A 22,623-nucleotide genomic window follows, 5' to 3' on the forward strand; every position below is an offset into this window, starting at 1 on the left:
CGCGAGGACGTCAGCCCGTGTTGCGCAGCCCGGCGGCAATGCCGTTGATGGACAGGTGGATGCCACGTCGGGCGCGCTCGTCCGATTCCCCCGCACGATGCCGGCGCAACAACTCGACTTGCAAGTGGTTGAGCGGATCGAGGTAGGGGAAGCGGTTCTTGATCGAGCGGGCGAGCAGCGGGTTGTCCGCCAGTCGTTCCTCGTGACCGGTGATGAGCGCGAGCGCCTGCGAGGTGCTCTGCCATTCGGCAACGATGCGATTGAACACGCGCTTGCGCAGCTTTTCGTCCGGGACCAGTTCGGCATAACGCGACGCCACGGCCAGGTCGGTCTTGGCGAGCACCATGTCCATGTTCGAGAGCAGCGTCGCGAAGAACGGCCAGCGCTTGACCATCTGGCGCAAGGTATCGAGACGCTTTTCGCGACCTTCGGCGTCGGCCTTCGCGGCTTTGCCTTGCCCGCCGTCGAGAAATGCCTGCACGGCGCTGCCGAAGCCGTACCAGCCGGTGATGAGCAGACGGCACTGGCCCCACGAGAAGCCCCACGGAATCGCGCGCAGGTCTTCGATACGACGATTCTTCGGATCCGAGAACTTGCGCGAGGCGGGACGCGAGCCGATGTTGAGCTCGGCGATTTCCGCGATCGGGGTGGCCGAGAAGAAGTAGTCGGTGAAGCCCGGCGTCTCGTAGACGAGGTCGCGATACGCGGCGAAGGCCGTGTCCGAGAGTGTCTGCATGACCTGTTCGTACGCGGCCAGACGCGGCGGCTGGTTGCGGCTCGGCAGCAGCGTGGCTTCGAGCGTGGCCGCCACGATGGTCTCCAGGTTGCGACGCCCGATCTCCGGGTTGGCGAACTTGCTCGCAATGATCTCGCCTTGCTCGGTCAGACGAATCTGCCCCTTCACCGTGCCCGGCGGTTGCGACAGGATGGCCTGATAGGTCGGGCCACCGCCACGCCCCACAGTGCCGCCGCGGCCGTGGAACAGGCGCAGGCGAATGCCTTTCTCCTCGAACAGATGCACCAGCGCGAGTTCGGCCTTGTACAGCTCCCAGTTCGACGTGAGGAAGCCGCCGTCCTTGTTGCTGTCGGAGTAGCCGAGCATGACTTCCTGCTCGCCGCCTTGCTGCGTGACCACCTCGGACATGCCGGGAATGTCGAAGAACGCGCGCATGATGACCGGCGCATTGCGCAAGTCGGCAATCGTTTCGAACAGCGGGATGACCATCGCACCGACCTTGGGCTCGATGGCCTTCGCGCCGTTGCCACCCAGCGCCCCCTGGAAGAGGCCGGTCTCCTTTTGCAGCAGCATGACTTCCACCAGATCGCTCACGGTTTCCGTATGCGAAATGATGTAGTTGCGCACCGCGCGGGGGCCGAAGCGGGCGCGGATGTCGCGCGCCGCGGCAAACACGGCCAGCTCGTCGCGCGTGCGCTGCGAGTAGTCGAGATAGGGCGAGAACAACGGGCGCGGCTCGCGCAGTTCGCGCAGCAGCAGGGCGAGCTTCTGGTCTTCGTCGAGCTTCGCGTAATTGGCTTCGATGCCCGCCTTGGCGAACAGCTCGGCGATGACGGCTTCGTGAATGTCCGAACTCTGGCGCAGGTCGATGCTGGCCAGATGGAAGCCGAACACTTCGGCGGCACGCACGAGCGGCCCGAGGCGCTGGGCGACCAGGGCGCCGCCGTGATGCGCCATGAGCGACGCGACGACCGTATTCAGATCCGAGATGAATTCGCTCGCGTCGAGATACGGGCTGGCGCGACCGACCGCGACGCGGTGCGGCACATGGCCGACCCACTCGCGCGCCGTGGCGGCCAGACGCGCGTACACGCCGATGAGGGCGCGTCGATAGGGCTCGTCGGTGCGGTGTGGCGAATCGTCGGGCGAGCGGCGCGCGAGCGTGAGCAGCGCGTCGCTGGAGCCGGCGAGCAGTTGCGAGACGGACAACTCCGCGCCCAGCAAGTGCACCTGTTCGAGGTAGTGCGCGAAGATCTCGGTGGCCTGGCTCGTGATGGCCAGTTGCAGCGTTTGCGCCGTGACGTTCGGGTTGCCGTCGCGATCGCCGCCGATCCAGCTACCCATTTGCAGGAAGCGGCCGAGGCCTTCGGCGCGCACGGCGGGCACGGCGTCGTGAAGCTCGGCGCTCACGTCGTCGTACAGGGCGGGAATCTCGGAGAGGAACGTGCTGCGGTAGTAAGACAGTGCGTTCTCGATTTCATCGGCCACCGTCAGGCGCGAGCTGCGCAGCATGCGCGTCTGCCAGAGCGTGGTGACGTAGGCGCGCATCGATTCCGTGTTGCGCGAGGCCTCACGCTCGGTGAGGGCGTCGTCGCGATGGGCGAGCAGACGGGCGATTTCGCGCTCGGCGTCGAGAATGCTCTTGCGTTGGACTTCGGTCGGGTGGGCGGTGAGCACCGGCACGATGAGCGCGCTCGCGAAGAACGCCTGGAGCGTGGCAGGATCGGCGAGGCCGGCATCTTTCAGACTTTGCAGGGCGGCGCGCAGGCTGCCCGGCTGGGCGCGGCTACCGGCGAGCGCATGCACGCGGCGGCGGCGGTTGTGATGGCGGTCCTCGGCGATATTGGCCAGGTGCGAGAAGTAGCTGAACGCGCGCACGACCTGAATGGCTTGCTCATTGGTCAGGCCGTTGAGCAGGCTGTTGAGCGCCTTCGCGGCGCTGCGGTCGCCCTCGCGGTGAAAGCGCACCGCATTCTGGCGAATGGTCTCGACCAGATCGAACGCGTCGCTGCCTTGTTGCTCGCGCAGCACGTCGCCCAACAGACGGCCCAGGAAGCGGATGTCCTCGCGCAGCGGGGCGTCCTTGTCTTCACGCGAGCGGCGGGCCTTGCCCTTGGCCGGCCCATCCGCCACCTGGCGGGAAGTGGATGGGGCCGCGGCTGCTGCTTTCGCGGGGAAATCTTGCCGACCGACTTGGCGAGGCCCTCTTGCGGGGCTTTTACCTTTGCGCTGCTCTTCATGTCGCTCCTCTCACGACCCGCCGTTCGGGCCGGTCAAGCGTGTTACCATTTTTTCTTTTGGTCTTCACGCGGTTGCTGAATGAACTTCGCTGCTCCTGAAACCCTGGTGATCGCTTCGCGCGAGAGCCGGCTCGCCATGTGGCAAGCCGAACACGTGCGTGACGCGCTGCACAAATTATATCCGCAGTGTCGCGTGAGTATCCTCGGAATGACCACTCGCGGTGACCAAATTCTCGATCGCTCGCTCGCGAAGGTCGGCGGCAAGGGGCTTTTCGTCAAGGAACTCGAACTTGCCCTGGCCGATGGACGCGCCGATCTCGCCGTCCATTCGCTCAAGGACGTGCCGATGCAATTGCCCGACGGCTTCACGCTGGCCGCCGTGCTCGAGCGCGAGGATCCCTGCGACGCCTTCGTGAGCAACGACTACGACAGTCTCGAGGCATTGCCGGCCGGGGCGGTGGTCGGCACGTCGAGCCTGCGCCGTGAAGTGAGTTTGCGTGCCCGGTATCCGCATCTGAAGGTGGCGCCGTTGCGGGGCAACCTCGATACGCGTCTGGGCAAGCTCGACCGGGGCGATTTCGCCGCGATCATTCTTGCGGCGGCCGGTCTCAAACGCCTGGGATTGGGCGAGCGCATTCGCGCCACGCTCGCGCCGGAGGTGAGCCTGCCGGCCGCCGGGCAGGGCGCGCTGGGCATCGAAGTGCGCGCGGGACGTCCCGAAATCCTGCAATGGCTCGCTGCACTTCACCACGGCCACACCACGCTGGCCGTGAGCGCCGAGCGCGCCGTGTCGCGTGCGCTGGGGGGCTCGTGCCAGGTGCCGCTGGGCGCGTTTGCCGAATTTACGCCGCAGGGCGACCTGGCACTGCGCGCTTTCATTGCGTCGACGGACGGCGCGATGGTGCTTCGCGCTCAGGGCACGGCCAATGTCGCCGAAGGCGATGTGGCCGGCGCCGAGGCGCTCGGGAAGCGGGTCGCGCAGGAACTGATCGATGCGGGAGGCCTGGCATTGGTGCCGCCGCCCGAGCCCAAGGATCCTCCCACTTGAGCCCGCGCGCGCCGGTCTTGCCGCCCGCCGCTGGCGTTGCGCCAGCGTCCGTCTGCGGGCGCCTTGCCGGTGGGGCAATGTCGCCTCGCTCGCCGTGCGCCATCCTGACGCGCCCCGACGGACAAGCCCATGCACTTGCCCGCGCGTTGCGCGCAGAAGGCATCGACACGCTCGCATTCCCGCTGCTGCACATTGCCGCGCAGGCCGACCCAGATACATTGGCGGCGCTTGATCGCGCATTGCGCTCGCTGGCGTCCTACGCGCTGGCGGTGTTCGTCTCGCCCAACGCGGTGACGCATGGCCTGGCTCGGCTGGCGCTTCTGGCATCCCTGGATCATCGAACGAGCGACGACCTCACCGATGTCGGTGCCCACGTGGGCGACTTGTGGCCCGCGGCATTGCCGGTGGCCGTGGTCGGCCCAGGGAGTGCGCAGGCGCTGGCCGACGCGGGCATCGCCGCGCCACGACATCGGGTGATCGTGCCGCCGGGCGGTCCGGCGGCGCGTTTCGACTCGGAAGCGCTCCTCGCGCAACTCGACCTCGCTTCGCTGGCGGGACGCCGCGTATTGATCGTGCGGGGCGACGGCGGCCGCGAACTGCTGGCCGACACGTTGCGCGCCGGTGGCGCGCAGGTGGACCTCGTCAGCGCCTACACGCGCCGGGCGCCCGCGCCGGACGCCGCTGCGTGGGCCGCGCTGGAAGCCCGGCTGGCTTCGCCCGAGCGTTGCGCCTGGGTGCTGACCAGCTCCGAGGCGGTGCGTCATCTGGCCACACAGCTCGCTGCGCGCTACGGCACGCGCGATGGCATTCACACGCCGGGCACCCCGCAGGTGCTGGCGCAAATCCTGGCGGCGCGGTGCTTTACGTCGCATGTGCGCATCGCAGATGCCGCGCGGGCTGCGGGGTTTGATAGGATTACGCAATGCGCGCCCGGCGACGAGAACTTGTTGGCGGCACTCAAAACATGGGCGGATCCCATTCAAGTCAAAGCATGACGACAGATAATCGCGTTCCCGAGTCTTCCCAGAACCCGTCGGCGTCGACCGGCCCGGCGGCGTCGAATGCAACCACGGCCGGCGGTGCTCCCTATGGCACGACGGGTAGCCCGCCCGCATGGCAGCCGCCCGAGCCGCCGCCTCGGCGTCGAGGGTCGGGGCCGCGTTGCCCTGGCTGCTCTTCGTGCTTGTGTCGGCCGGGGCCGGCATCGGCGGCTGGTCGCTGAACCAGAAGCTCGACCGCGTGCAGCAGGAAATGGCGCGCCGTCAGCAGACGGGCGATGCACAGGTCATGCAGGCGCAGGTGCGAACGGCGCAGGCGCTCGATAATCAGCGCGATCTGCAAAATCGGCTCACGGCGCTTGAAGGGCGAGTGTCCGATTCGCGCAGCCAGCAGGCCGCACTCGAACAGCTCTATCAGGATCTGGCGCACAACCGAGACGAATGGGTGCTCGCCGAGACCGAGCAGATCGTCACGAGTGCGAATCAACAATTGCAGCTCACCGGCAACGTTCGCGGCGCGCTGATTGCGCTCGAGGGTGCCGACGCTCGCCTGGCACGCTCCGGCGCACCGCAGCTCGCAGGCGTGCGCGACGCGTTGAAGAAGGACATCGACCGGCTCAAGGCCGTGCCGGCGGCCGATTTGCCGCAACTGACCGGCAAGCTCGATCAGGCGATTGCCATGGTCGACACGTTGCCGTTGCAGGCCGAGGAGCGGCGCGTCGACCCGACGTCGGCGGCGGGGGGCGCGGCCGGTGCGGGCAGCGTGAGCGAAGCGGGCTGGATCGCGACGTGGCATCGCCTGTCCTCGGAGATGCTGGGCAGCCTCAAGCAACTGGTGCAGGTCCGCCGGTTGGACGACCCGGACGTGATGCTCGTGGCGCCGGAGCAGGGCGCGTTCCTGCGGGCGAATCTCAAGCTGCGCCTGCTCAATGCGCGTCTGGCGCTGCTTGCGCGCAACGCGTCAGCTGTGCATAGCGACGTGGTGGTCGCGCAGGCCGCGCTGGACAAGTATTTCGACGCCAAGTCGCGTCGCATCGCCGCCGTGAAAACGTTGCTCGACCAGGTCGACGCGGGCTCGCGCACGATCGAACTGCCGACCCTTGACGCCAGCCTGACCGCCATCGGTCAGGTCAAGGACGTCAAGGACAAGCCCTAAGGAGCCGGCATGCGAGGACTGATCTGGTTGACGCTCCTGTTCGCGGTCGCGGCCGGCTTTGCCGTGCTGGCGACGTTCAATCACGGGCAGGTGGTGATGCTCGTGCCACCGTACCGTGTTGACGTATCGCTGAATCTTTTTGTGTTGGCGTTGCTGGCCTTGTTCGTTGCGCTGTACGTCGTCATTCGTATTCTGCGCAACATCTACAAGATGCCGGAGCGCGTGGCCGCTTACCGCAATCGCCAACGCAGCCGTCGCGCGAACATCGCGTTGCGCGATGCCGTGGCGAATCTCTTCGCGGGACGCTACACGCGGGCGGAGAAAGCGGCGCGCGAAGCCGCCGAGCAAGAGGACAATCGTGGCGTGGCGGCGATCATCGGGGCGCGCGCGGCGCATCGTATGCGCGAGTTTGCGCGTCGCGACAGCTGGCTGGCCGAGGCGCAGGGGGCGAACCTCGAAGAGGCGCGTCTGTTGCAGACGGCGGAGTTGCGCGTCGATACCCGTGATGCGGAAGGGGCGCTCGAAGCCCTGACCGAGATGCGCGCGCAGGGCGCGCGCCGCATGCAGGCGCAGCTGGTCGCCTTGCGGGCACATCAACACCTGAAGCATTGGCCCGAGGTCCTGGCGCTGCTCAAGGTGCTGGAAAAGCGCGAAGCGCTGCATCCGGCGCTGGCGGCCAAGCTCAAGCAGACGGCCAGCGAGGGCATTCTGCGCGATCACCGCCACGATGCCGACGCGCTGCTCAAGTGCTGGAACGAATTGCCGGCCGATGCGCGCACGTCGGCGCGGATTGCCGATGTCGCGGCGGAGTTGCTGATTTCGCTCGACCGCCTGCGCGAGGCGCGCGATATCGTCGAGGCCGCGCTGGCCGAGCACTGGGACCCACGTCTGCTGCGCCGCTATGCCGATTGTGCCGGCGGCGATGCCCTGCCGCTCATCCAGAAGGCCGAGGCGTGGCAGCAGCGACATCCGAACGATCCCGATCTGCTCTTCGCACTGGGCAAGCTGTGCCAGCACCAGCGGCTGTGGGGCAAGGCGCAGACGTTCCTCGAAGGGGCACTGCGTCATACCGACGACCGGCATCTGCAGCAGCGCGTGCATCTCGCGCTGGCGCAACTCTTCGAGGGGCTCGAGCAGATGGAACTGGCCAACCGTCACTATCGGGCCTGCGCGACGGCGTAATTGGCTGGCGAGCGAGCCGTCAGGCTCGCAACGTCACTCGATGGCGGTTGCTTCGTTTCCCGAACTCTGACGCAACGGCAGTTCCGGCAAGCGGCCGAGCGCGACGATGGCCAGCGCGGCAATGAGGGCGCTACCGCCGAAGAAGGCACCGAAGGCGAGCCGTACATGATCTTCCATCCCGGGCGGTGCGCCGCCTGGGCGAAGGAAGTCGGTCAGTTCGCGCGGCGCGCCGCCGTCTGCCGAGACCAACAGCCCGACGATGAGCGCGCCGAACATTGCGACGCCGATCATCCCGCCGAGCGCCCGGAAGAATGCGTGTGCGGCCGTCGCAATGCCGATGTCGCGCGGCGCGACGGCATTTTGCGTCGCCACGGTCATCACCGGCATGGCCGAGCCGAAGCCGATCCCCACCAGTCCGAGACACAGCCCCACGACCCAGAGCGGCAGTGACTGCACGCCGAGCGCAATCGTCGTCAGTCCCAGCAACGCCACGGGCAGGCCGATCTGCGGCGGACGCTTGTAATGCCCCGTCGCGCGCATGTAATGCCCCGCGCTGAGCGCTCCCACCACGATGCCCAGCAGCGGCAGGATCAGCATCAGCCCCGAACGGCTAGCCGATTCGCCGCGCTGCAACTGAAGATAAAGCGGCACGTAGATCCCGATGCTGATGTTGACCATCATCACGAGCACGGCCATCGTCGATGTCATCCGGAACACCGGGTTGGCAAGCAACGCCACCGGTAGCAATGGTTCGCGCACCGCACGCTGGTGACGCAGGAAGATCGCCCCCACGATCACGCTCGCGGCGAGCAGGCCTGCAATGGGCATCGACACCCAGTCGTAGCGATGTCCGCCCCAGGTGAGCGCCAGCAGCAGGCAGACGGTCGCGGCGATGAGCAGCGCCGACCCGAGATAGTCGATGCTCGGCTTGCCCTCGCGACGGGGCAGGTGGCGCAGCGCGCGGTCGCTCAGGTAGATGGCGAGCAGACCGAGCGGGAGATTGATCCAGAAGATGAGCGTCCAGTTCAGGTACTGGGCGAATACCCCGCCGGTGATGGGCCCCGCCACGCCGGAGACGGCGAACATGCCGGAGATATATCCCTGATATCGGCCGCGCTCGCGCGGCGAGACGATATCCGCGATCACGGTGTTGGACAGCGCGATGAGGCCGCCGCCGCCCAGCCCCTGCACGCCGCGCGCCACGATCAGCGCGAGCATGCTCGGCGCCAGCGCGCACAGCACCGACCCCACGAGGAAAACGGCCACGCTCACGGCGATGACGACGCGCCGTCCGAGCAGATCGGAGAGCTTGCCGACGATGGGGGTAATGGCCGTGGACGAGAGCAGATACGCGGTGACGACCCACGACACGGCGTCGAAGCTACCGAGGTCTCGGGCGATGGTCGGCAGGGCGGGCGCGACGATGGTCTGGTCGAGCGAGCCCAGAAACATGATGAGCAGCAGGCCGGAGAGGATCGACTTGACCTCGGTGGGGGTGAGCGAGACGCCGGCCGGCGTCGTCTGAGAGTCATTGGCGGGCATGCGGATCTTTGGGGGCAAAAAACAGGCCGTCCCGGCAAGGACGGCCTTCTCGATGCGAAATATATTACTCCCAACGGATGGCCACGGTGGCGACCCGGCCAGCGGCCCCGTGGCGGGACGGTCTTGCCCGGCGAGATGCGGTTTCGTCAGCCGATCCCGCCGTACCCGTCACTGGTTGACGAGCCGCGCGGGCACGGCCAGCGTAAGCAGTCCGCCCAGAATCATGAAGATCGTGAGCAGGAACATGCCGCTGTTGGTGCTGTGCGTGGCGTCCTTGAGAAAGCCGATCAGGTACGGGCCCACGAAACCGGCCAGATTGCCCAGCGAGTTGATCATCGCGATACCGGCCGCGGCGGCGGTGCCGCCCAGAAAGGCCGTGGGCAGGCTCCAGAACAGCGGTAGCACGATCATGATGCCCATCGTGGCCAGCGTCAGGGCGACCATGGCGAGCTGGGTGTTGTGGCTCCAGGTCGTCGACAGGAACAGGCCGATGGCGCCGACGAAAGCGGGTATCGCAATGTGCCAGCGACGCTCGCCGCGCAGATCGGAGCGACGCCCGACCACGACCATCGCGATCACCGAGAAGAAATACGGAATGGCCGTAAGCAGGCCGATTTGCAGCGGATCGGTCACGCCCGTGCCCTTGATGATCGTCGGCAGCCAGAAGCCCACACCGTACAGGCCGATCACGAACGAGAAGTAGATCAGGCTCATCATCCACACGCGGGGGCTGGAGAACACCCGGCGCAGCGGCAGGTCTTCCTTGCTGAGCACATCGCTGGCGATGTTGCGCTCGAGCATCGACTTCTCGGCATCGTTGAGCCACTTGGCATCGCGAATGCGGTCGTCGAGCACGACCAGCACGATCAGCCCGATCACCACCGATGGGATCGCTTCGATCAGGAACATCCATTGCCAACCGGCAAGGCCATTCACGCCGCTCATGTCCTTGAGGATCCAGCCCGAGAGCGGCCCGCCGATCAGGCCTGACAACGCCACGGCCGTCATGAACCAGGCGGTCATGCGTCCGCGCCGCGAGGCCGGATACCAGTAGGTGATGTACAGGATGATGCCGGGGAAGAAGCCCGCCTCGGCCACGCCGAGCAGGAATCGCATGATGTAGAACATCTGTGGCGACGTGACGTACATCGTCGCGCCCGAGATGATGCCCCACGAGATCATGATGCGCGCGATCCACACGCGGGCGCCTACGCGATGCAGGATCACGTTGCTTGGCACTTCGAAGAGGAAGTAGCCGAAGAAGAAGATACCCGCGCCGAGACCGAACACGGTGTCGGAGAATTGCAGGTCGCCGACCATCTGCAACTTGGCGAAGCCGACGTTGACCCGGTCGAGATACGCGACCACATAGCACAGCAGTAGAAACGGAATCAGCCGCCAGCCGACCTTGCGGTAGGTGGCCGCTTCAAAGTCGGCCGACGACGCATCGGTCATGGGCGAGGGGGGCGTGGGAACGCTGTTCATACGAAAGCTCCTCCGGTTTGACGTGGTGTTGTCTGTCGTTATGGTGTGAGTGCGACAACTACGGGATTACCGACTGCAAAAACGATGGGTCGATCAGATGCAGCGTCCGCCGTCGACCTCCAGGCACACGCCGGTGATGAATGCGGCGTCGTCGCTGGCGAGGTAGAGGCAGGCGTTGGCAATGTCCTGCGGCGTGGAGAAGCGCCCGAGCGGAATGCCTGCGAGGAATTTGGCGCGGTTCTCGGGGGTGTTCGGCACGCCCATGAATTCGGCGGTCAATCCGGTATCGCCGATGACCGGGTTGACGCAGTTCACGCGGATGTTCTTCGGGCCGAATTCGGCGGCCATGGCCTTGCTCGCGGTAATCACGGCCCCTTTGCTGCCGTTGTACCAGACGAGCCCCGGGCGTGGGCGCACACCCGCCGTCGACGCGATGTTGATCATCACACCGGCGCCGCGCTGCAGGAAGTACGGCATGACCGCGCGCGCACTCCAGAAAATGCTCTTGACGTTCACGGCATAGACGCGATCGAACTCGGCTTCGGTGACTTCGAGCAGTGGCTTGTTGCGATGCGTGGTGCCCGCATTATTGACCACGATATCGAGATGGCCGAAGCGCGTGACGGCTTCGTCCAGCAGGGTGACGTGATCGTCCTCCCGGGACACATCGCCGCATACGAACGCCGCTCGCCCACCGGCCTTGGCGATGTCCTCGGCCACGCGTTCGCCGGCCTCGCGGTTCAGATCGTTCACGATGACGGCGGCGCCTTCGTGCGCAAACGTCTTGGCGATGCCCTCGCCGAAGCCGGAACCGGCGCCCGTGACGATGGCCACTTTCTCTTGCAAACGCATGCCTTGTCTCCTGAAGTGCCTGGGGATGGCGAAGCGTCGGACACAGGGCGTGCGCTCGATGCTTCGCCGCGATCTAGATCAGGGAGTGTGCCGCCGGTCCTGCGAATCAACCGTGCCGGATGGCCACGGTCTTGAGTGTCGTGAAGCCATAGAGGGCTTCGAAGCCCTTTTCGCGTCCGTGGCCGGAGTGCTTGCGCCCGCCGAAAGGTAGCTCCACGCCGCCGCCCGCGCCGTAGTTGTTGATGAAGACCTGTCCCGCGCGAATGTCGCGTGCCAGGCGCATCTGGCGTGCGCCATCGCGCGTCCAGACCCCGGCGGCCAGACCGTAGGGCGTGCCGTTGGCCAGCCGCACGGCGTCGGCCTCGTCAATAAACGGCATGGCGGCGAGCACCGGGCCGAACACTTCCTCGCGGGCGAGACGATGGGTGGCGGGAACGTCGCGCAGGAGCGTGGGGGCCTGATAGAACCCGGTTTCCGGTGCGCTGCCGACGACTTCACCCTGCGACATCACCGCAATGCCATCGTGCTGCGCTTCGGACAGGAAGTCCCACACGCGTTGCTGCTGGCGCGCACTGATCAGCGGGCCGAGATCGAGATCGTCCTGCGACGGTCCCACGCGCAGATGCGCAAACGCCTCGGCCAGACGCGCGAGCAGGCGCTCGTAGGCGTCGCGCTCGATGAGCAGACGGCTGCCGGCGGAGCACGTTTGTCCGGCGTTCTGCACGATCGCATTGACCACCACGGGCAGCACGGCGTCCATGTCCGCGTCGGCGAAAACGATCTGCGGCGATTTGCCGCCGAGTTCGAGCGTGACGGGCGTATGGTTTTCCGCGGCCATCTGCGAGATCAGCGTGCCGGTCGCGGGCGAGCCGGTAAACGAGATGTGATCGATGCCCGGATGCCGCGCGAGTGACGCACCCGCCTCGGCGCCGTAACCGGTCACGATATTGAGCGCGCCCGGCGGCAGCCCGGCTTCGATCGACAGCTCGGCCACGCGCAGCAACGACAGACAGGCGTCTTCCGCCGGCTTCACGACGCAGGCGTTGCCGCTCGCAAGGGCCGCGGCGACACTGCGCCCGAAGATCTGCAGCGGGTAATTCCACGGAATGATGTGACCGGTCACGCCGTGCGGCTCTCTCACGGTGAATACGGTGAAGCCGGGCTGGTAGGGGATCGTCTCGCCGTGCAGCTTGTCGGCGGCCCCGGCATAGAACTCGAAATAGCGCACGATGGCGGCGGCATCGGCGCGTGCCTGCTTGAGCGGCTTGCCGGTGTCGCGTGCTTCGAGCTGCGCCAACGCCTCGTGATGTTGAGCGAGCACGTTCGCCATTGCGTAGAGTACGCGGCCGCGCTCGGCGGCGCCGATGCGTCCCCAGTCGCCTTCGAAGGCCGAACGTGCGGCCTTCACGGCGCGGTCGATATCCTCGGCGTCGCCGCGGGCGATCTGGGTAAAGACTTGTCCGTCGGAAGGGTCAACAACGGGAATCGTCGGGCTCTTCGCGGGAGCGACCCATTGGTTGCCGATGAAGTGTGTAGCTTCGGGCATGACGACGTCACCTCGTGTGGGGGTGGCCCTCATTATCACTTAACTCGTGAGGGCGTTGACCGTCACATGCGTCACATCCGCACAAACACCTAAATTGATCGTATTGTAATTAAAGAGATTTTATTGCAATTTTTTATCACCTATCCTTGATCGTAATGAATCGCCAGACGGACATCTGGCGTAGCCCCACCGCTCGTCGCATACGGCTATCCGCGTCGTGGCGACAACGTCGAACGGAAGTATTCAGGAGTCCGCAGGCAATGAACGACGCAGTGACGCGTGAAACACTGATCCCTCGGTTGCGAGACGCGCTGGGCGCCCAAGCCGTGCTCAGCGATGCGCCCGATACCGTCGGTTACACCGAGGACTGGCGGGGACGTTATCGGGGCGAGGCGCTGTGTGTCGCGCTGCCCTCGACCACCGCGCAGGTGAGCGATGTCGTCAGGCTATGCGCTGCCGCGGGCGTGCCGATCTTGCCGCAGGGCGGCAACACGAGCCTGTGCGGCGGGGCGGTGCCGCCGACCGACGGCCCGGCGCCCGTCATTCTGAACCTGGCGCGCATGCGTCGCGTTCGGCAGGTCGATGCGGCCAACGGGTCGATGGTCGTCGAGGCCGGGTGCATCCTGAAAACCGTGCAGGAGACGGCGGCCGGCGTTGGACGTCTGTATCCGGTGAGTCTTGGTGCCGAGGGGTCGTGTCAGATCGGCGGCACGCTCTCGACCAACGCGGGCGGCACCAGCGTACTGTGCTATGGCAACACGCGTGAGAACGTGCTGGGCCTGGAAGTCGTGCTGGCCGACGGCACGATCTGGGACGGTCTGCGCGCACTTCGCAAAGACAACACCGGTATCGATCTCAAGCATCTGTTCATCGGGGCGGAGGGCACGCTGGGCGTCATCACGGCCGCCGCGCTCAAGCTGCATCCGTTGCCCACGCAGCATGCGCTCGCGTGGTTTGCGCCGCGCGATCCCGCCGCCGCGCAACAGATTCTCGGTAGGTTTCAGAACGCCTGCGGCGCGCGCCTGTCGGCTTTCGAGATCATGAACCGTCACCAGCTCGATCTGGTGCTGGCCAATGTGCCGAATCGCCGCAATCCGCTCGCGCACGCGCATGCCTGGCATGTGCTGGTCGAGCTGAGCGACACGCGCGACGCCGAAGGGCTCGAAGCCGTGCTGACGCAGACGCTGGGCGAGGCCATCGAGCAAGGGCTCGTCGAAGACGCCGTCATCGCCGCGAACGACACGCAGCGCGCCGATCTCTGGGAAGTGCGTCACAGCGTGAGCGAAGCCAACAAGAAGGCCGCCGTCGGGCTCACGACCGATTGCGCGGTGCCGGTGTCGAGCGTGCCCGAATTCATCGACGCCGCCACGCGCGCCGTACACGCCGTCGTGCCGGGGCTCGACATCGCCATCGTCGGCCATATGGGCGACGGCAACGTGCACTTCATCCCGATGTTCTCGTTTGCCGCCTGGGCGGCGCTGGCCGACAGTGCGTCGATGGCCGACATCATGCGCGCGTGCGTAAACGACGTGGCCGCACGGCTGTCCGGCACGTTCAGCGCCGAGCATGGCGTTGGCCAGACGGGCTTGCCGCTCATGCAGCGCTACAAGGCGCCGGCCGAACTCGCCCTCATGCGCACCGTGAAGGCGGCACTCGACCCTAACCAGTTGTTCAATCCGGGACGTCTCGTTCCCTGAGTCATTTCACGCATTGCTGTTTGTTGTGCCATAACCGCGCGCGCGGCGGCTGTGCCGAAGTCGCACACCGTCGCCGCGCCCACCCTCCCAGTCAAGACCGGAGACCAAGATGAAACGCAAGCCCTTCGCAAGCCCGCTCGATACTGCTGACATCGCTGACACCCACGCCGACAACGACGCCGCATCGCTAGCACAGCCGGGCCGCCGCACGGCCATGAAGACGGCGCTCGTCGGTGCCGCAGCCGTGGCGTTCCCGTTCGTGTGGACGTCCTCGCGCGCCGCCACCAAGCGCATCGTCGTGCGCGACGATGGCGGGATCTACAACAAGGCGTACGACGCCGTGTTCTACAAGCCGTTCGCCAAGGCGACCGGCATCGAAGTCGTGGGAGTGCAGGCCAACGCCGAGCCGACGGCGCAGATCAAGAGCATGGTCGAGGCGGGCAGCTACACGTGGGACATGGCCAAGATCAGCCAGCCCGCGATCCTGCTGCTGACGGGGGGCGGCAAGGAGTACCTCGAACGCCATGGTCTCGAGTCGGACCCCGTCATCGCGAAGATCCCCTCGCAGTACATGTCGCCGTTCGGCGTGGGAACCAACATTTACTCGACGGTGCTCGCCTATCGTACCGATGCGTTCAAGGGCCGCAAGGCACCGGCGTCGTGGGCCGATCTGTGGAACGTGAAGGACTTTCCGGGCCGTCGCTCCATCCGCAAGTACCCGTTCGACACCATCGAAGAAGCACTGCTGGCCGACGGCGTGGCGTCCGGCGCGGTGTATCCGTGCGACTTCGATCGTGCATTCAAGAGTCTGGACAAGATTGCGAAGCATGTGGACGTATGGTGGACCACCGGTGCACAGCTCGAACAGATGCTCGGCTCGGGCGAGGTCGACATGGTCGCCACGTGGGCTTCGCGCGCGCAGTCGGCGCAGGCCAACGGCGCGCCCGTGGAGATCGTGTGGAACCAGAACATCTGGGGGTGCGACAACTGGTCGATCCTCAAGGGCACGCCGAACGCCGGTGCTTGCCGCGAGTTCATCAAGTTCGTGAGCGATCCGAAGCGTCAGGCCGAACTGACCAAGTTCTTCCCGGCCGGGATGACGCAGCCCGAGGCGTTCAACTACGTCAAGCCCGAGATTGCGAAGCACTGCCCGACATTCCCCGCGAACATGAAGAGTGGCGTGCAGATCAACGCGAAGTTCTGGCAGCAAAACCAGAGCGTGGCGCTCGAGCGATTCAATCGTTGGATCCTGACCTGATCCTCACCTGCTGTTCCGTTTCATGCATTCTAGAGTGCTGATCTCATGACCGTTGCCAATCTCCAAGTGTCGGGTCTGTCCAAGCGCTACGGCGATTTCGTCGCGCTTGCCCCGACCGACCTCGATGTCGCCCAGGGCGAATTCCTGACCTTGCTCGGCCCAAGCGGCTCGGGCAAGACCACCTTGCTCTCGCTCATCGCGGGTCTGTCGCAGCCCGATGCAGGCGCCATCCGCATCAATGGGACCGATGTCACGTACGGCGCGCCGTACGAGCGCGACATCGGTATGGTGTTTCAGAACTACGCACTGTTCCCGCACATGACCGTGGCGGAGAACATCGCATTCCCGTTGCAAATGCGTCGCACCGACGCACAGGCCGCTCGCAAGATGGTCATGAACGCGCTGGAGATGGTGCATCTGCCGCATGTGGCAGAGCGCTATCCGCGCGAACTCTCGGGGGGCAGCAGCAGCGCATCGCCCTCGCGCGTTGCATGGTCTACCGGCCGTCGATCATTTTGATGGACGAGCCGCTGGGCGCGCTCGACAAGAAGTTGCGCGATCACATGCAGCTCGAGATCAAGCGGATTCACCGCGAACTCGGTACCACCATCGTGTACGTGACGCACGATCAGGAGGAAGCGATGACGATGTCCGATCGCATCTGCCTGATGAACGCCGGGGAAATCGCGCAACTGGGCACGCCGGACGATCTGTATTTCCGTCCGTCGAGCGTGTTCGTGGCCGATTTCCTCGGGGAGTCCAACCTGCTCGATGCCACCGTGCTGACGCGCGCGGGCGATCAGGTGCGCGTGGCGATGCCGGGCGTGGAAGGCGCGCAGGGTGCCGGTGCGATGGTCTATGACCCGAAGGTCGAGCCGGGCCGTGCGGTCAAGCTGCTGCTGCGTCCGCAGAACCTGCACATCCACGAGGGCGCCGACGGGGGCGATGGCGGTAACCGCGATGGCGTGGCAACGATCTCGGCGAAGCTGACCGACATCATGGTCACGGGCGGCATGACGAAGCTGTACCTGCAGTCGTCGGTGATGGGCGGGGCGGTGAGCGAGGGGGGCGAGGTGGGCAAGTCGCTCGTGGCGTCGTTTCCGACACATCGTCGTGGCAACCGTTTCGAGATCGGGCAGACGCTCGGTCTCGCATGGCGTGCCGACGACGCCGTGGCGATCGCGGGGTAAGCGATGAGTGCATCCGCCGTGGTTCGTCCTTCGTCGTCCCGTCCCGCCCAGCCGGCGCCGCGCCGGGCCCGCTGGCGTGAGCGCCTGCGCCCGCTGCTCATGGCCGCGCCCATCGTCATTCTGCTGGCGGTGATGCTGATTTATCCGGTCGGTCAACTCTTGCTGTTGAGCATTCGCGGCGAGAGCGGCTTCACGCTCGCCGAATATCAGCGCTTGTTCGCCTCGTCGGTGTATGTCGAGGTGCTGCTCATCACACTCAAGGTCTCTCTATACACGACCTTCTTCGCGGTGCTCACGGGCTATCCGATTGCGTATCGGCTCTCGACACTGAGCGGCGCGCGCAAGCAGCGGTTGTTGTTCTGGCTCCTGCTGTCGTTCTGGACGAGTTTTCTCGTGCGTACGTTTGCCTGGGTGGTCCTGCTCGGGCGCAACGGCGTGATCAATCGAACATTGCTCGATCTGGGTCTGATCGATGCGCCGCTCTCGCTGCTCTACAGCTTTCCGGCCGTGTTGATCGGCATGGTGCATGCGCTCATGCCGTTGGCGGTGCTCACGATGCTCTCCGTCATGGAGAACATCGACCGTCGTCTGCCGAGCGCGGCATCGACGCTGGGCGCGCGCCCCGGCACCGTGTTCTGGCGGGTGTATTTCCCCTTGTCGTTGCCGGGCGTGGCCGCCGGCGCGTTGATGGTGTTCGTCACATCGATCGGCTTCTTCATTACGCCGACGCTGCTCGGCGGTCGTCACGACACGATGATTACGCAGCTCATCATCGATCAGGTGATGCAGGCATTGAACTGGGGCTTCGCGGGCGCGATCTCGGTGCTGCTGCTCGCCGTGGTGCTGGTGGTGTTCTTCGTCTACGACCGCCTGGTCGGACTGTCGACGATGGCCGGCGGCGCGGGCGACATCAAGACCGGCAAGCGGCGCGGCGGGTGGAGCCGGGCGCTTGGCGAGAGCGTGCTCTCGGCGCTGGGCAGTGCCACCGATCTGCTGTTGCGCGCGATGCCCCGCCACAAGGGCGAGCAGGGCGATGGGCGCGTGCTGCGCACGATCGTGGTCCTGCTGGTGGTGTTTCTTGCCGCACCGGCCCTGCTCATGATTCCGATGTCGTTCGACTCGGCCTCGGGCCTGGCCTGGCCGCCGAAAGGTTTCTCGCTGCAGTGGTATCAGCAGATCTGGGAATCGCCGTTGTGGATGCAGGCGGTCACTCGCTCGATGCTTGTCGGCATCGGCGCGGGGCTGTTGTCGATGCTGATAGGCACGCCGGCCGCGTTCTTGCTGGTGCGCGGCGGCATGCGCGGCAAGTCGGCGATGCTCGCCTTCGTGCTCGCCCCTATCGTGGTGCCGCGCATGATTCTGGCCGTGGGCGTGTTCTATTTCTTCGCCAAGATCGGGCTGGTGGGCTCCAGCGTCGGGCTGACCCTCGCGCATACCGTCGTGGCCGTGCCGTATGTCGTCATCACGATGATGGCGGTGCTGCGCAACTACGACACGCGCCTCGACCTGGCGGCCTACAGCCTGGGGGCCCGTCCGTGGGCGACGCTGCGCCGCGTGACGTTCCCGATTCTCGGTGCGGGCCTGTTGTCGTCGTTCCTGTTCGCGTTCGCCACGTCGTTCGACGAACTCACGATTGCGCTGTTCACGTCGGGCGGTCTGTCGACCACCCTGCCCAAGCAGTTCTGGGACGAGATCACGATGCAGATCTCGCCGGTGATCGCCGCGGTCTCCACGTGCCTGTTCCTTTTCATCGCCGCACTCATCTGGGTGGCCGAGCGCTTGCGCCGGCGCAGCCTCGCGACCTGATGCGGTATCCGATTTCACCGAACTCACGATTCACGGACGTTTAACACATGCTTCGCTCTGCACAACTGAAGGGCATTCTGCCGGCGATTCCCACGCCGGTGAACGCCGACGACACGATTCACACCGATGCGGCGCGCGCGCTGATGCGGTATCTGCTGGGGCAGGGCATCGACGGCGTGGTGCCGCTCGGCGGCACCGGCGAGTACGGGGCGCTCTCGCGCGCCGAGCGCGTGCGCATGGCCGAACTCACGGCCCAGGAAGTGAAAGCGCACGGCCGCGACGTGCCGGTGATCGCCGGCGTGCTCGACCCGGGCTATCACGACGCCATCGAAGCCGGTCGCGACTTCGCGGCAGCAGGTGCCGACGGCCTGCTCGTGCTCACCCCGTACTACACCAACCCGACGCAAGCCGGTATCCGCGACTACTTCCTGCGCTATGCCGACGAGTCGCCGGTACCCATCCTGATCTACGAGATCCCGTATCGCACGCGCATCGCGATCGCCCCGGAAGTGCTGCACGAGCTGTCGCGCCACGAGAACATCGTGGGCATGAAGGCGTGCAACACCGACATGTGGCATTTCCTGCGCACGATCGCGGGCGTCGATGCGTCGTTCGCCGTGCTGAGCGGCGAAGACACGCTGTTCCCGCTCCATGTGGCGGCGGGCGCGCGAGGCGGCATCGTGGTGACAGCGTCGCTATTGCCGAGCGCATGGCAGCGCATCTTCATGCTCGCGTCAGAAGGCCGGACGGCCGACGCGCTTGAGTTGCACCGCTCGCTGATTCCGCTGATGAACCTGGCGTTTGCCGAGACCAACCCGGGGCCGATGAAGTCGGTGATGGACCTGATCGGCGTGGACGCGCCGGCGATGCTCGCCCCGCTGGTGCCGCCCGCACCGGCGCTGTCGGCCCAATTGCGCGAGGAACTGGCCAGGCAACTGGCGATCTTCGAGGGCCGCTGAGGCCGGGCGCGGTCTGGACCTGCCGCCGCTGGCGCGATTTAGCGGCGGAAGGTGGAGATTCGCGACTTCGAGATCGAGGTGGCGGCGACCTGCACGTGCGGCGCGAGTTCGGCCTCAACGCGCTCGCGTGTCCAGCGCGAGGTGGGCACCGAGATGTTGATGGCCGCGACGGCGTATCCATCGTGATCGGTGATAGGGGCGGCGACCGAGATGTCCCCCATCACGGTTTCGCTTTCGACGATGGCATAGCCGCGCCGCGCAGCCGTCTGGATGCGTTCGAGGAGCTTCTTCTCGTCTGTCGTGGTGTATGGCGTCATCGGTTCAAGCGAGGTATTCGCGAGGATTTCCCGCACGCGTGCGTCGGGCAGGCGCGACAGCATGGCGATGCCGGAGGCGGTGAACATTGCCGGCAGGCGGGCGCCGACGACGATGCCGATATTCACGAGATGCTGACCGGGAAAGCGCGCGACGTACACGATCTCGTGGCCGTCCAGCTCCTGCAGGTTGGTCGTCTCGCCAACGCGGCGGAAGATGTCCAGGAGATACGGCGCGGCCTTCTCGACGAGATCGTTCGCGCGGATGTAGTTGTAGGAGAACTGAAGCACCTTGGTGGTCAGACCGTAGGTGCGGGTCTCGGGCACGCGAAACAAATAGCCGAGCACTTCGAGGGTGTGCACGAGCCGTTGCGTTGCGCTGCGATCGAGCCCTGCCGCCTTGGCGATGTCGCCAAGCGTCATGTAGCGCGCCGGGCCGTCGAAGGCGTGCAGCACCTGAAACGTCTTTTCGGTGGATCCGACGAAGAGCGACGAGCGGGGCGTCGACGGCGCAGCGTCCGACACGCTGGCGGATTTGGCTGACGCGGTGGCCGGCGCGTCTTCAGTACGGCCGGATGACCGGGCGGGCAAGCGCGGCATGGAATGTACCAATATGTTCGGATTGTAACGATTGTGATTGTAATGCAATTGTTTGTGTGCAAGTGACGAATTACTGGGAGAGCCCGTCGTTGGGCGAGGAATGAGGCTGTGTGGCGAGCGCCACGGGGGAACATGAGAATAGGGGGAGCAATGCACGCGTTTTCCTGCGTGGAGGATTACCGTCGGGCTGCCCGGCGTCGTCTGGCGAAGCTGGCGTTCGATTACCTGGAGGGCGGGGCGGAAGACGGCGACGCGCTGCGTCGCAACCGCGATGCGTTCGCACAGTGGGGCTTTGCGCCGCGCGTGATGACCGATACGTCGCAATGTTCGAGTGCGACGACGTTCTGGGGGCGTGACGCCGCCGCCCCCATGGCCGTGGGGCCGACTGGACTCAACGGGCTGTTCTGGCCACGTGCCGATGAGCGGCTCGCCCGAGCGGCGGCCGACGCCGGGCTGCCGTTCGTGTTGTCGACGGCGTCGACGTCGCTGCTGGAAGACGTTCGCGCGGCGGTGCCCGATGGCGAGATGTGGCTCCAGCTCTATGTGCAGCAAGACCGGCGAATTGCCGAGAGCATGATGGGCCGCGCGCGTGAGGCGGGTTTCCGCACGCTGCTGCTGACGGTCGACACGCCGGTGCATGGCAAGCGCGATCACGACACGCGCAACGGCTTCAAACTGCCGTTGCGCATGACGCCGCGGCTCATCGCCGACTGCATGCGGCACCCGCACTGGAGCTGGCAGATGCTGGCCTACGGCGCGCCGCAACTGCGCAACATCGCCAGGAGTGTGGGCGAGCGCGCCGATCTGGCCCGTCACGCGGCAGTGCTGAGCCGTCAGATGGACCTGTCGCTCGGTTGGGACGATCTGGCCTGGGTGCGCCGCCACTGGCCCGGTGAAGTGCTCGTCAAGGGGATCCAGACGGTGGAGGACGCCCGACTGGCGCAGGCGCACGGCGCGGATGGCATCGTCGTGTCCAATCACGGCGGGCGACAACTGGGCAGCACGCTTGCGCCGCTCGAGGCGCTGCCGCCGATCGTCGAGGCATTGAGCGCTCGCGGGCCCGCGATGGCCGTGTTTCTCGATGGTGGCGTGCGGCGCGGCGCCGACGTGGCCAAGGCCGTTGCGCTGGGAGCCAAGGGGGTGTTGCTCGGCCGTGCGCCGCTGTATGGCGTGGCGGCGCGCGGCGGCGAGGGCGTGGCCGGGGTGCTCGCGCTGCTGCTGGGCGAGTTGCGCACGACGATGCAACTGCTGGGCTGCGCAAACATGGGCGACCTCACGTCGCAGCGACTGGTCCGACTGCCGTCAATACAGGCGAATCAGGCAAACCCGCTATAATGTTCCGCGCCCGATTGCCGTCGGGCGGCGTGGCATCCGGCGGGTTGGCGGGGCGTGCACGCCGTGCGGCGGCGTGCCCCTTTTCAAACACAGGAATGCCATCATGAGCTTCAACCACGTGCCTGCCGGCAAGGACATCCCCAACGATTTCAACGTCATCATCGAGATCCCGGCGCAAAGCGACCCGGTGAAGTACGAGGCGGACAAGGAACTGGGCCTGCTGGTCGTCGACCGCTTCATCGGTACGGGCATGCGTTACCCGGCCAATTACGGTTTCATTCCGCAAACGCTGTCCGGTGACGGCGACCCCGTCGATGCGCTGGTCGTCACGCCGTTCCCGCTGCTGGCTGGCTCGATCGTGCGCTGCCGCGCGCTGGGTCTGCTCAACATGACCGACGAGTCGGGCGTGGACGCCAAGCTGGTGGTCGTGCCGGTCGACAAGATCTGCCCGATGACGGCGCACATGAAGTCGATCGACGACGTGCCGGGTTACCTGAAGGACCAGATCAAGCACTTCTTCGAGAACTACAAGGCGCTCGAGAAGGGCAAGTGGGTGAAGATCGAAGGCTGGGAAGGCATCGAAGCCGCCCACAAGGAAATCGTCGACGGCGTGGCCAACGCCAAGAAGTAAGCGATTTTCGCCTGCGGCGTCGCTCGTCGACGCCAGAGAAGCCCGGCC

Annotated in this window: 16 protein-coding genes and 1 pseudogene; 11 read left to right on the top strand and 6 right to left on the bottom strand. The window is 65.9% G+C overall.

The features are described from left to right. Positions 1-10: 10 nt before the first annotated feature. Positions 11-2,869: a phosphoenolpyruvate carboxylase gene (gene ppc / locus DRB87_RS05985; RefSeq protein ID WP_130025229.1), complete on the bottom strand. Its 2,859-nt coding sequence runs from the start codon at positions 2,867-2,869 to the stop codon at positions 11-13. A gap of 186 nt (positions 2,870-3,055) precedes the next feature. Here ppc and hemC point away from each other — a divergent pair, with 186 nt between their 5' ends. From hemC to DRB87_RS06005, 4 genes are all read left to right on the top strand, one after another. Then, a complete protein-coding gene (gene hemC / locus DRB87_RS05990) occupies positions 3,056-4,024 on the top strand; it encodes a hydroxymethylbilane synthase (protein ID WP_130025230.1) in 969 nt (322 codons plus the stop codon). 77 nt (positions 4,025-4,101) lie between these two features. Beyond that, positions 4,102-5,019, top strand: a complete 918-nt coding sequence (locus DRB87_RS05995) for a uroporphyrinogen-III synthase (protein WP_130025231.1) — start codon at positions 4,102-4,104, stop codon at positions 5,017-5,019. Positions 5,020-5,137: 118 nt separating this feature from the next. Next, the gene (locus DRB87_RS06000; protein WP_130025232.1) at positions 5,138-6,178 is read left to right on the top strand and encodes a uroporphyrinogen-III C-methyltransferase; all 1,041 of its coding nucleotides are present in this window, start codon (positions 5,138-5,140) and stop codon (positions 6,176-6,178) included. Positions 6,179-6,187: 9 nt separating this feature from the next. After that, positions 6,188-7,360, top strand: a complete 1,173-nt coding sequence (locus DRB87_RS06005) for a heme biosynthesis HemY N-terminal domain-containing protein (protein WP_130025233.1) — start codon at positions 6,188-6,190, stop codon at positions 7,358-7,360. Positions 7,361-7,393: 33 nt separating this feature from the next. Here the strand turns inward: DRB87_RS06005 and DRB87_RS06010 are convergent, their stop codons facing one another. The 4 genes from DRB87_RS06010 to DRB87_RS06025 form a co-directional block, all read right to left on the bottom strand. Beyond that, complete coding sequence (locus DRB87_RS06010; RefSeq protein WP_130025234.1) at positions 7,394-8,902, bottom strand: MDR family MFS transporter; 1,509 nt, start codon at positions 8,900-8,902, stop codon at positions 7,394-7,396. A 168-nt stretch (positions 8,903-9,070) separates the two neighbouring features. Next, the gene (locus DRB87_RS06015; protein WP_165385246.1) at positions 9,071-10,387 is read right to left on the bottom strand and encodes an MFS transporter; all 1,317 of its coding nucleotides are present in this window, start codon (positions 10,385-10,387) and stop codon (positions 9,071-9,073) included. A 93-nt stretch (positions 10,388-10,480) separates the two neighbouring features. After that, complete coding sequence (locus DRB87_RS06020) at positions 10,481-11,239, bottom strand: SDR family oxidoreductase (protein WP_017235364.1); 759 nt, start codon at positions 11,237-11,239, stop codon at positions 10,481-10,483. 106 nt (positions 11,240-11,345) lie between these two features. Beyond that, the gene (locus DRB87_RS06025; protein ID WP_130025235.1) at positions 11,346-12,785 is read right to left on the bottom strand and encodes an aldehyde dehydrogenase family protein; all 1,440 of its coding nucleotides are present in this window, start codon (positions 12,783-12,785) and stop codon (positions 11,346-11,348) included. A 260-nt stretch (positions 12,786-13,045) separates the two neighbouring features. On the opposite strand from DRB87_RS06025, the gene DRB87_RS06030 reads away from it, so the two are divergent. From DRB87_RS06030 to DRB87_RS06050, 5 genes and pseudogenes are all read left to right on the top strand, one after another. After that, positions 13,046-14,482, top strand: a complete 1,437-nt coding sequence (locus DRB87_RS06030) for an FAD-binding oxidoreductase (RefSeq protein WP_130025236.1) — start codon at positions 13,046-13,048, stop codon at positions 14,480-14,482. 214 nt (positions 14,483-14,696) lie between these two features. Further along, positions 14,697-15,740: an ABC transporter substrate-binding protein gene (locus tag DRB87_RS06035; RefSeq protein WP_130027752.1), complete on the top strand. Its 1,044-nt coding sequence runs from the start codon at positions 14,697-14,699 to the stop codon at positions 15,738-15,740. 45 nt (positions 15,741-15,785) lie between these two features. Then, positions 15,786-16,930 (top strand): annotated as a pseudogene (locus DRB87_RS06040) (ABC transporter ATP-binding protein). 99 nt (positions 16,931-17,029) lie between these two features. Then, positions 17,030-18,736, top strand: coding sequence for an ABC transporter permease subunit (locus DRB87_RS06045; RefSeq protein WP_130027753.1), 1,707 nt, complete (start codon positions 17,030-17,032; stop codon positions 18,734-18,736). Between the two features lie 47 nt (positions 18,737-18,783). After that, positions 18,784-19,695: a dihydrodipicolinate synthase family protein gene (locus DRB87_RS06050; protein WP_130025237.1), complete on the top strand. Its 912-nt coding sequence runs from the start codon at positions 18,784-18,786 to the stop codon at positions 19,693-19,695. Between the two features lie 38 nt (positions 19,696-19,733). Here the strand turns inward: DRB87_RS06050 and DRB87_RS06055 are convergent, their stop codons facing one another. Next, positions 19,734-20,609, bottom strand: a complete 876-nt coding sequence (locus DRB87_RS06055) for an IclR family transcriptional regulator (protein ID WP_017235371.1) — start codon at positions 20,607-20,609, stop codon at positions 19,734-19,736. Between the two features lie 150 nt (positions 20,610-20,759). Between DRB87_RS06055 and DRB87_RS06060 the strand changes: the two genes are divergently transcribed. Both DRB87_RS06060 and ppa read left to right on the top strand, forming a co-directional pair. After that, complete coding sequence (locus DRB87_RS06060) at positions 20,760-21,944, top strand: alpha-hydroxy acid oxidase (protein ID WP_130025238.1); 1,185 nt, start codon at positions 20,760-20,762, stop codon at positions 21,942-21,944. A 103-nt stretch (positions 21,945-22,047) separates the two neighbouring features. Then, positions 22,048-22,575 carry an inorganic diphosphatase gene (gene ppa, locus DRB87_RS06065; protein ID WP_017235373.1) on the top strand — a complete coding sequence of 176 codons (528 nt, stop codon included), beginning with the start codon at positions 22,048-22,050 and terminating at the stop codon, positions 22,573-22,575. The last annotated feature ends 48 nt before the right edge of the window (positions 22,576-22,623 follow it).

The organism is Pandoraea sp. XY-2, from assembly GCF_004193915.1.
Classification (GTDB): Bacteria; Pseudomonadota; Gammaproteobacteria; order Burkholderiales; family Burkholderiaceae; genus Pandoraea; species Pandoraea cepalis.

Excerpts from the sequence above, each read along its gene's own strand:
- hemC (WP_130025230.1), top strand. The coding sequence starts at position 3,056 with ATGAACTTCGCTGCTCCTGAAACCCTGGTGATCGCTTCGCGCGAGAGC.
- DRB87_RS06050 (WP_130025237.1), top strand. The coding sequence starts at position 18,784 with ATGCTTCGCTCTGCACAACTGAAGGGCATTCTGCCGGCGATTCCCACG.
- DRB87_RS06060 (WP_130025238.1), top strand. The coding sequence starts at position 20,760 with ATGCACGCGTTTTCCTGCGTGGAGGATTACCGTCGGGCTGCCCGGCGT.
- DRB87_RS06005 (WP_130025233.1), top strand. The coding sequence starts at position 6,188 with ATGCGAGGACTGATCTGGTTGACGCTCCTGTTCGCGGTCGCGGCCGGC.
- DRB87_RS06010 (WP_130025234.1), bottom strand. The coding sequence starts at position 8,902 with ATGCCCGCCAATGACTCTCAGACGACGCCGGCCGGCGTCTCGCTCACC.
- DRB87_RS06055 (WP_017235371.1), bottom strand. The coding sequence starts at position 20,609 with ATGCCGCGCTTGCCCGCCCGGTCATCCGGCCGTACTGAAGACGCGCCG.
- DRB87_RS06025 (WP_130025235.1), bottom strand. The coding sequence starts at position 12,785 with ATGCCCGAAGCTACACACTTCATCGGCAACCAATGGGTCGCTCCCGCG.
- DRB87_RS06020 (WP_017235364.1), bottom strand. The coding sequence starts at position 11,239 with ATGCGTTTGCAAGAGAAAGTGGCCATCGTCACGGGCGCCGGTTCCGGC.
- ppa (WP_017235373.1), top strand. The coding sequence starts at position 22,048 with ATGAGCTTCAACCACGTGCCTGCCGGCAAGGACATCCCCAACGATTTC.
- DRB87_RS06045 (WP_130027753.1), top strand. The coding sequence starts at position 17,030 with ATGGCCGCGCCCATCGTCATTCTGCTGGCGGTGATGCTGATTTATCCG.
- DRB87_RS06000 (WP_130025232.1), top strand. The coding sequence starts at position 5,138 with ATGGCAGCCGCCCGAGCCGCCGCCTCGGCGTCGAGGGTCGGGGCCGCG.
- DRB87_RS05995 (WP_130025231.1), top strand. The coding sequence starts at position 4,102 with ATGTCGCCTCGCTCGCCGTGCGCCATCCTGACGCGCCCCGACGGACAA.
- DRB87_RS06030 (WP_130025236.1), top strand. The coding sequence starts at position 13,046 with ATGAACGACGCAGTGACGCGTGAAACACTGATCCCTCGGTTGCGAGAC.
- DRB87_RS06035 (WP_130027752.1), top strand. The coding sequence starts at position 14,697 with ATGAAGACGGCGCTCGTCGGTGCCGCAGCCGTGGCGTTCCCGTTCGTG.
- DRB87_RS06015 (WP_165385246.1), bottom strand. The coding sequence starts at position 10,387 with ATGAACAGCGTTCCCACGCCCCCCTCGCCCATGACCGATGCGTCGTCG.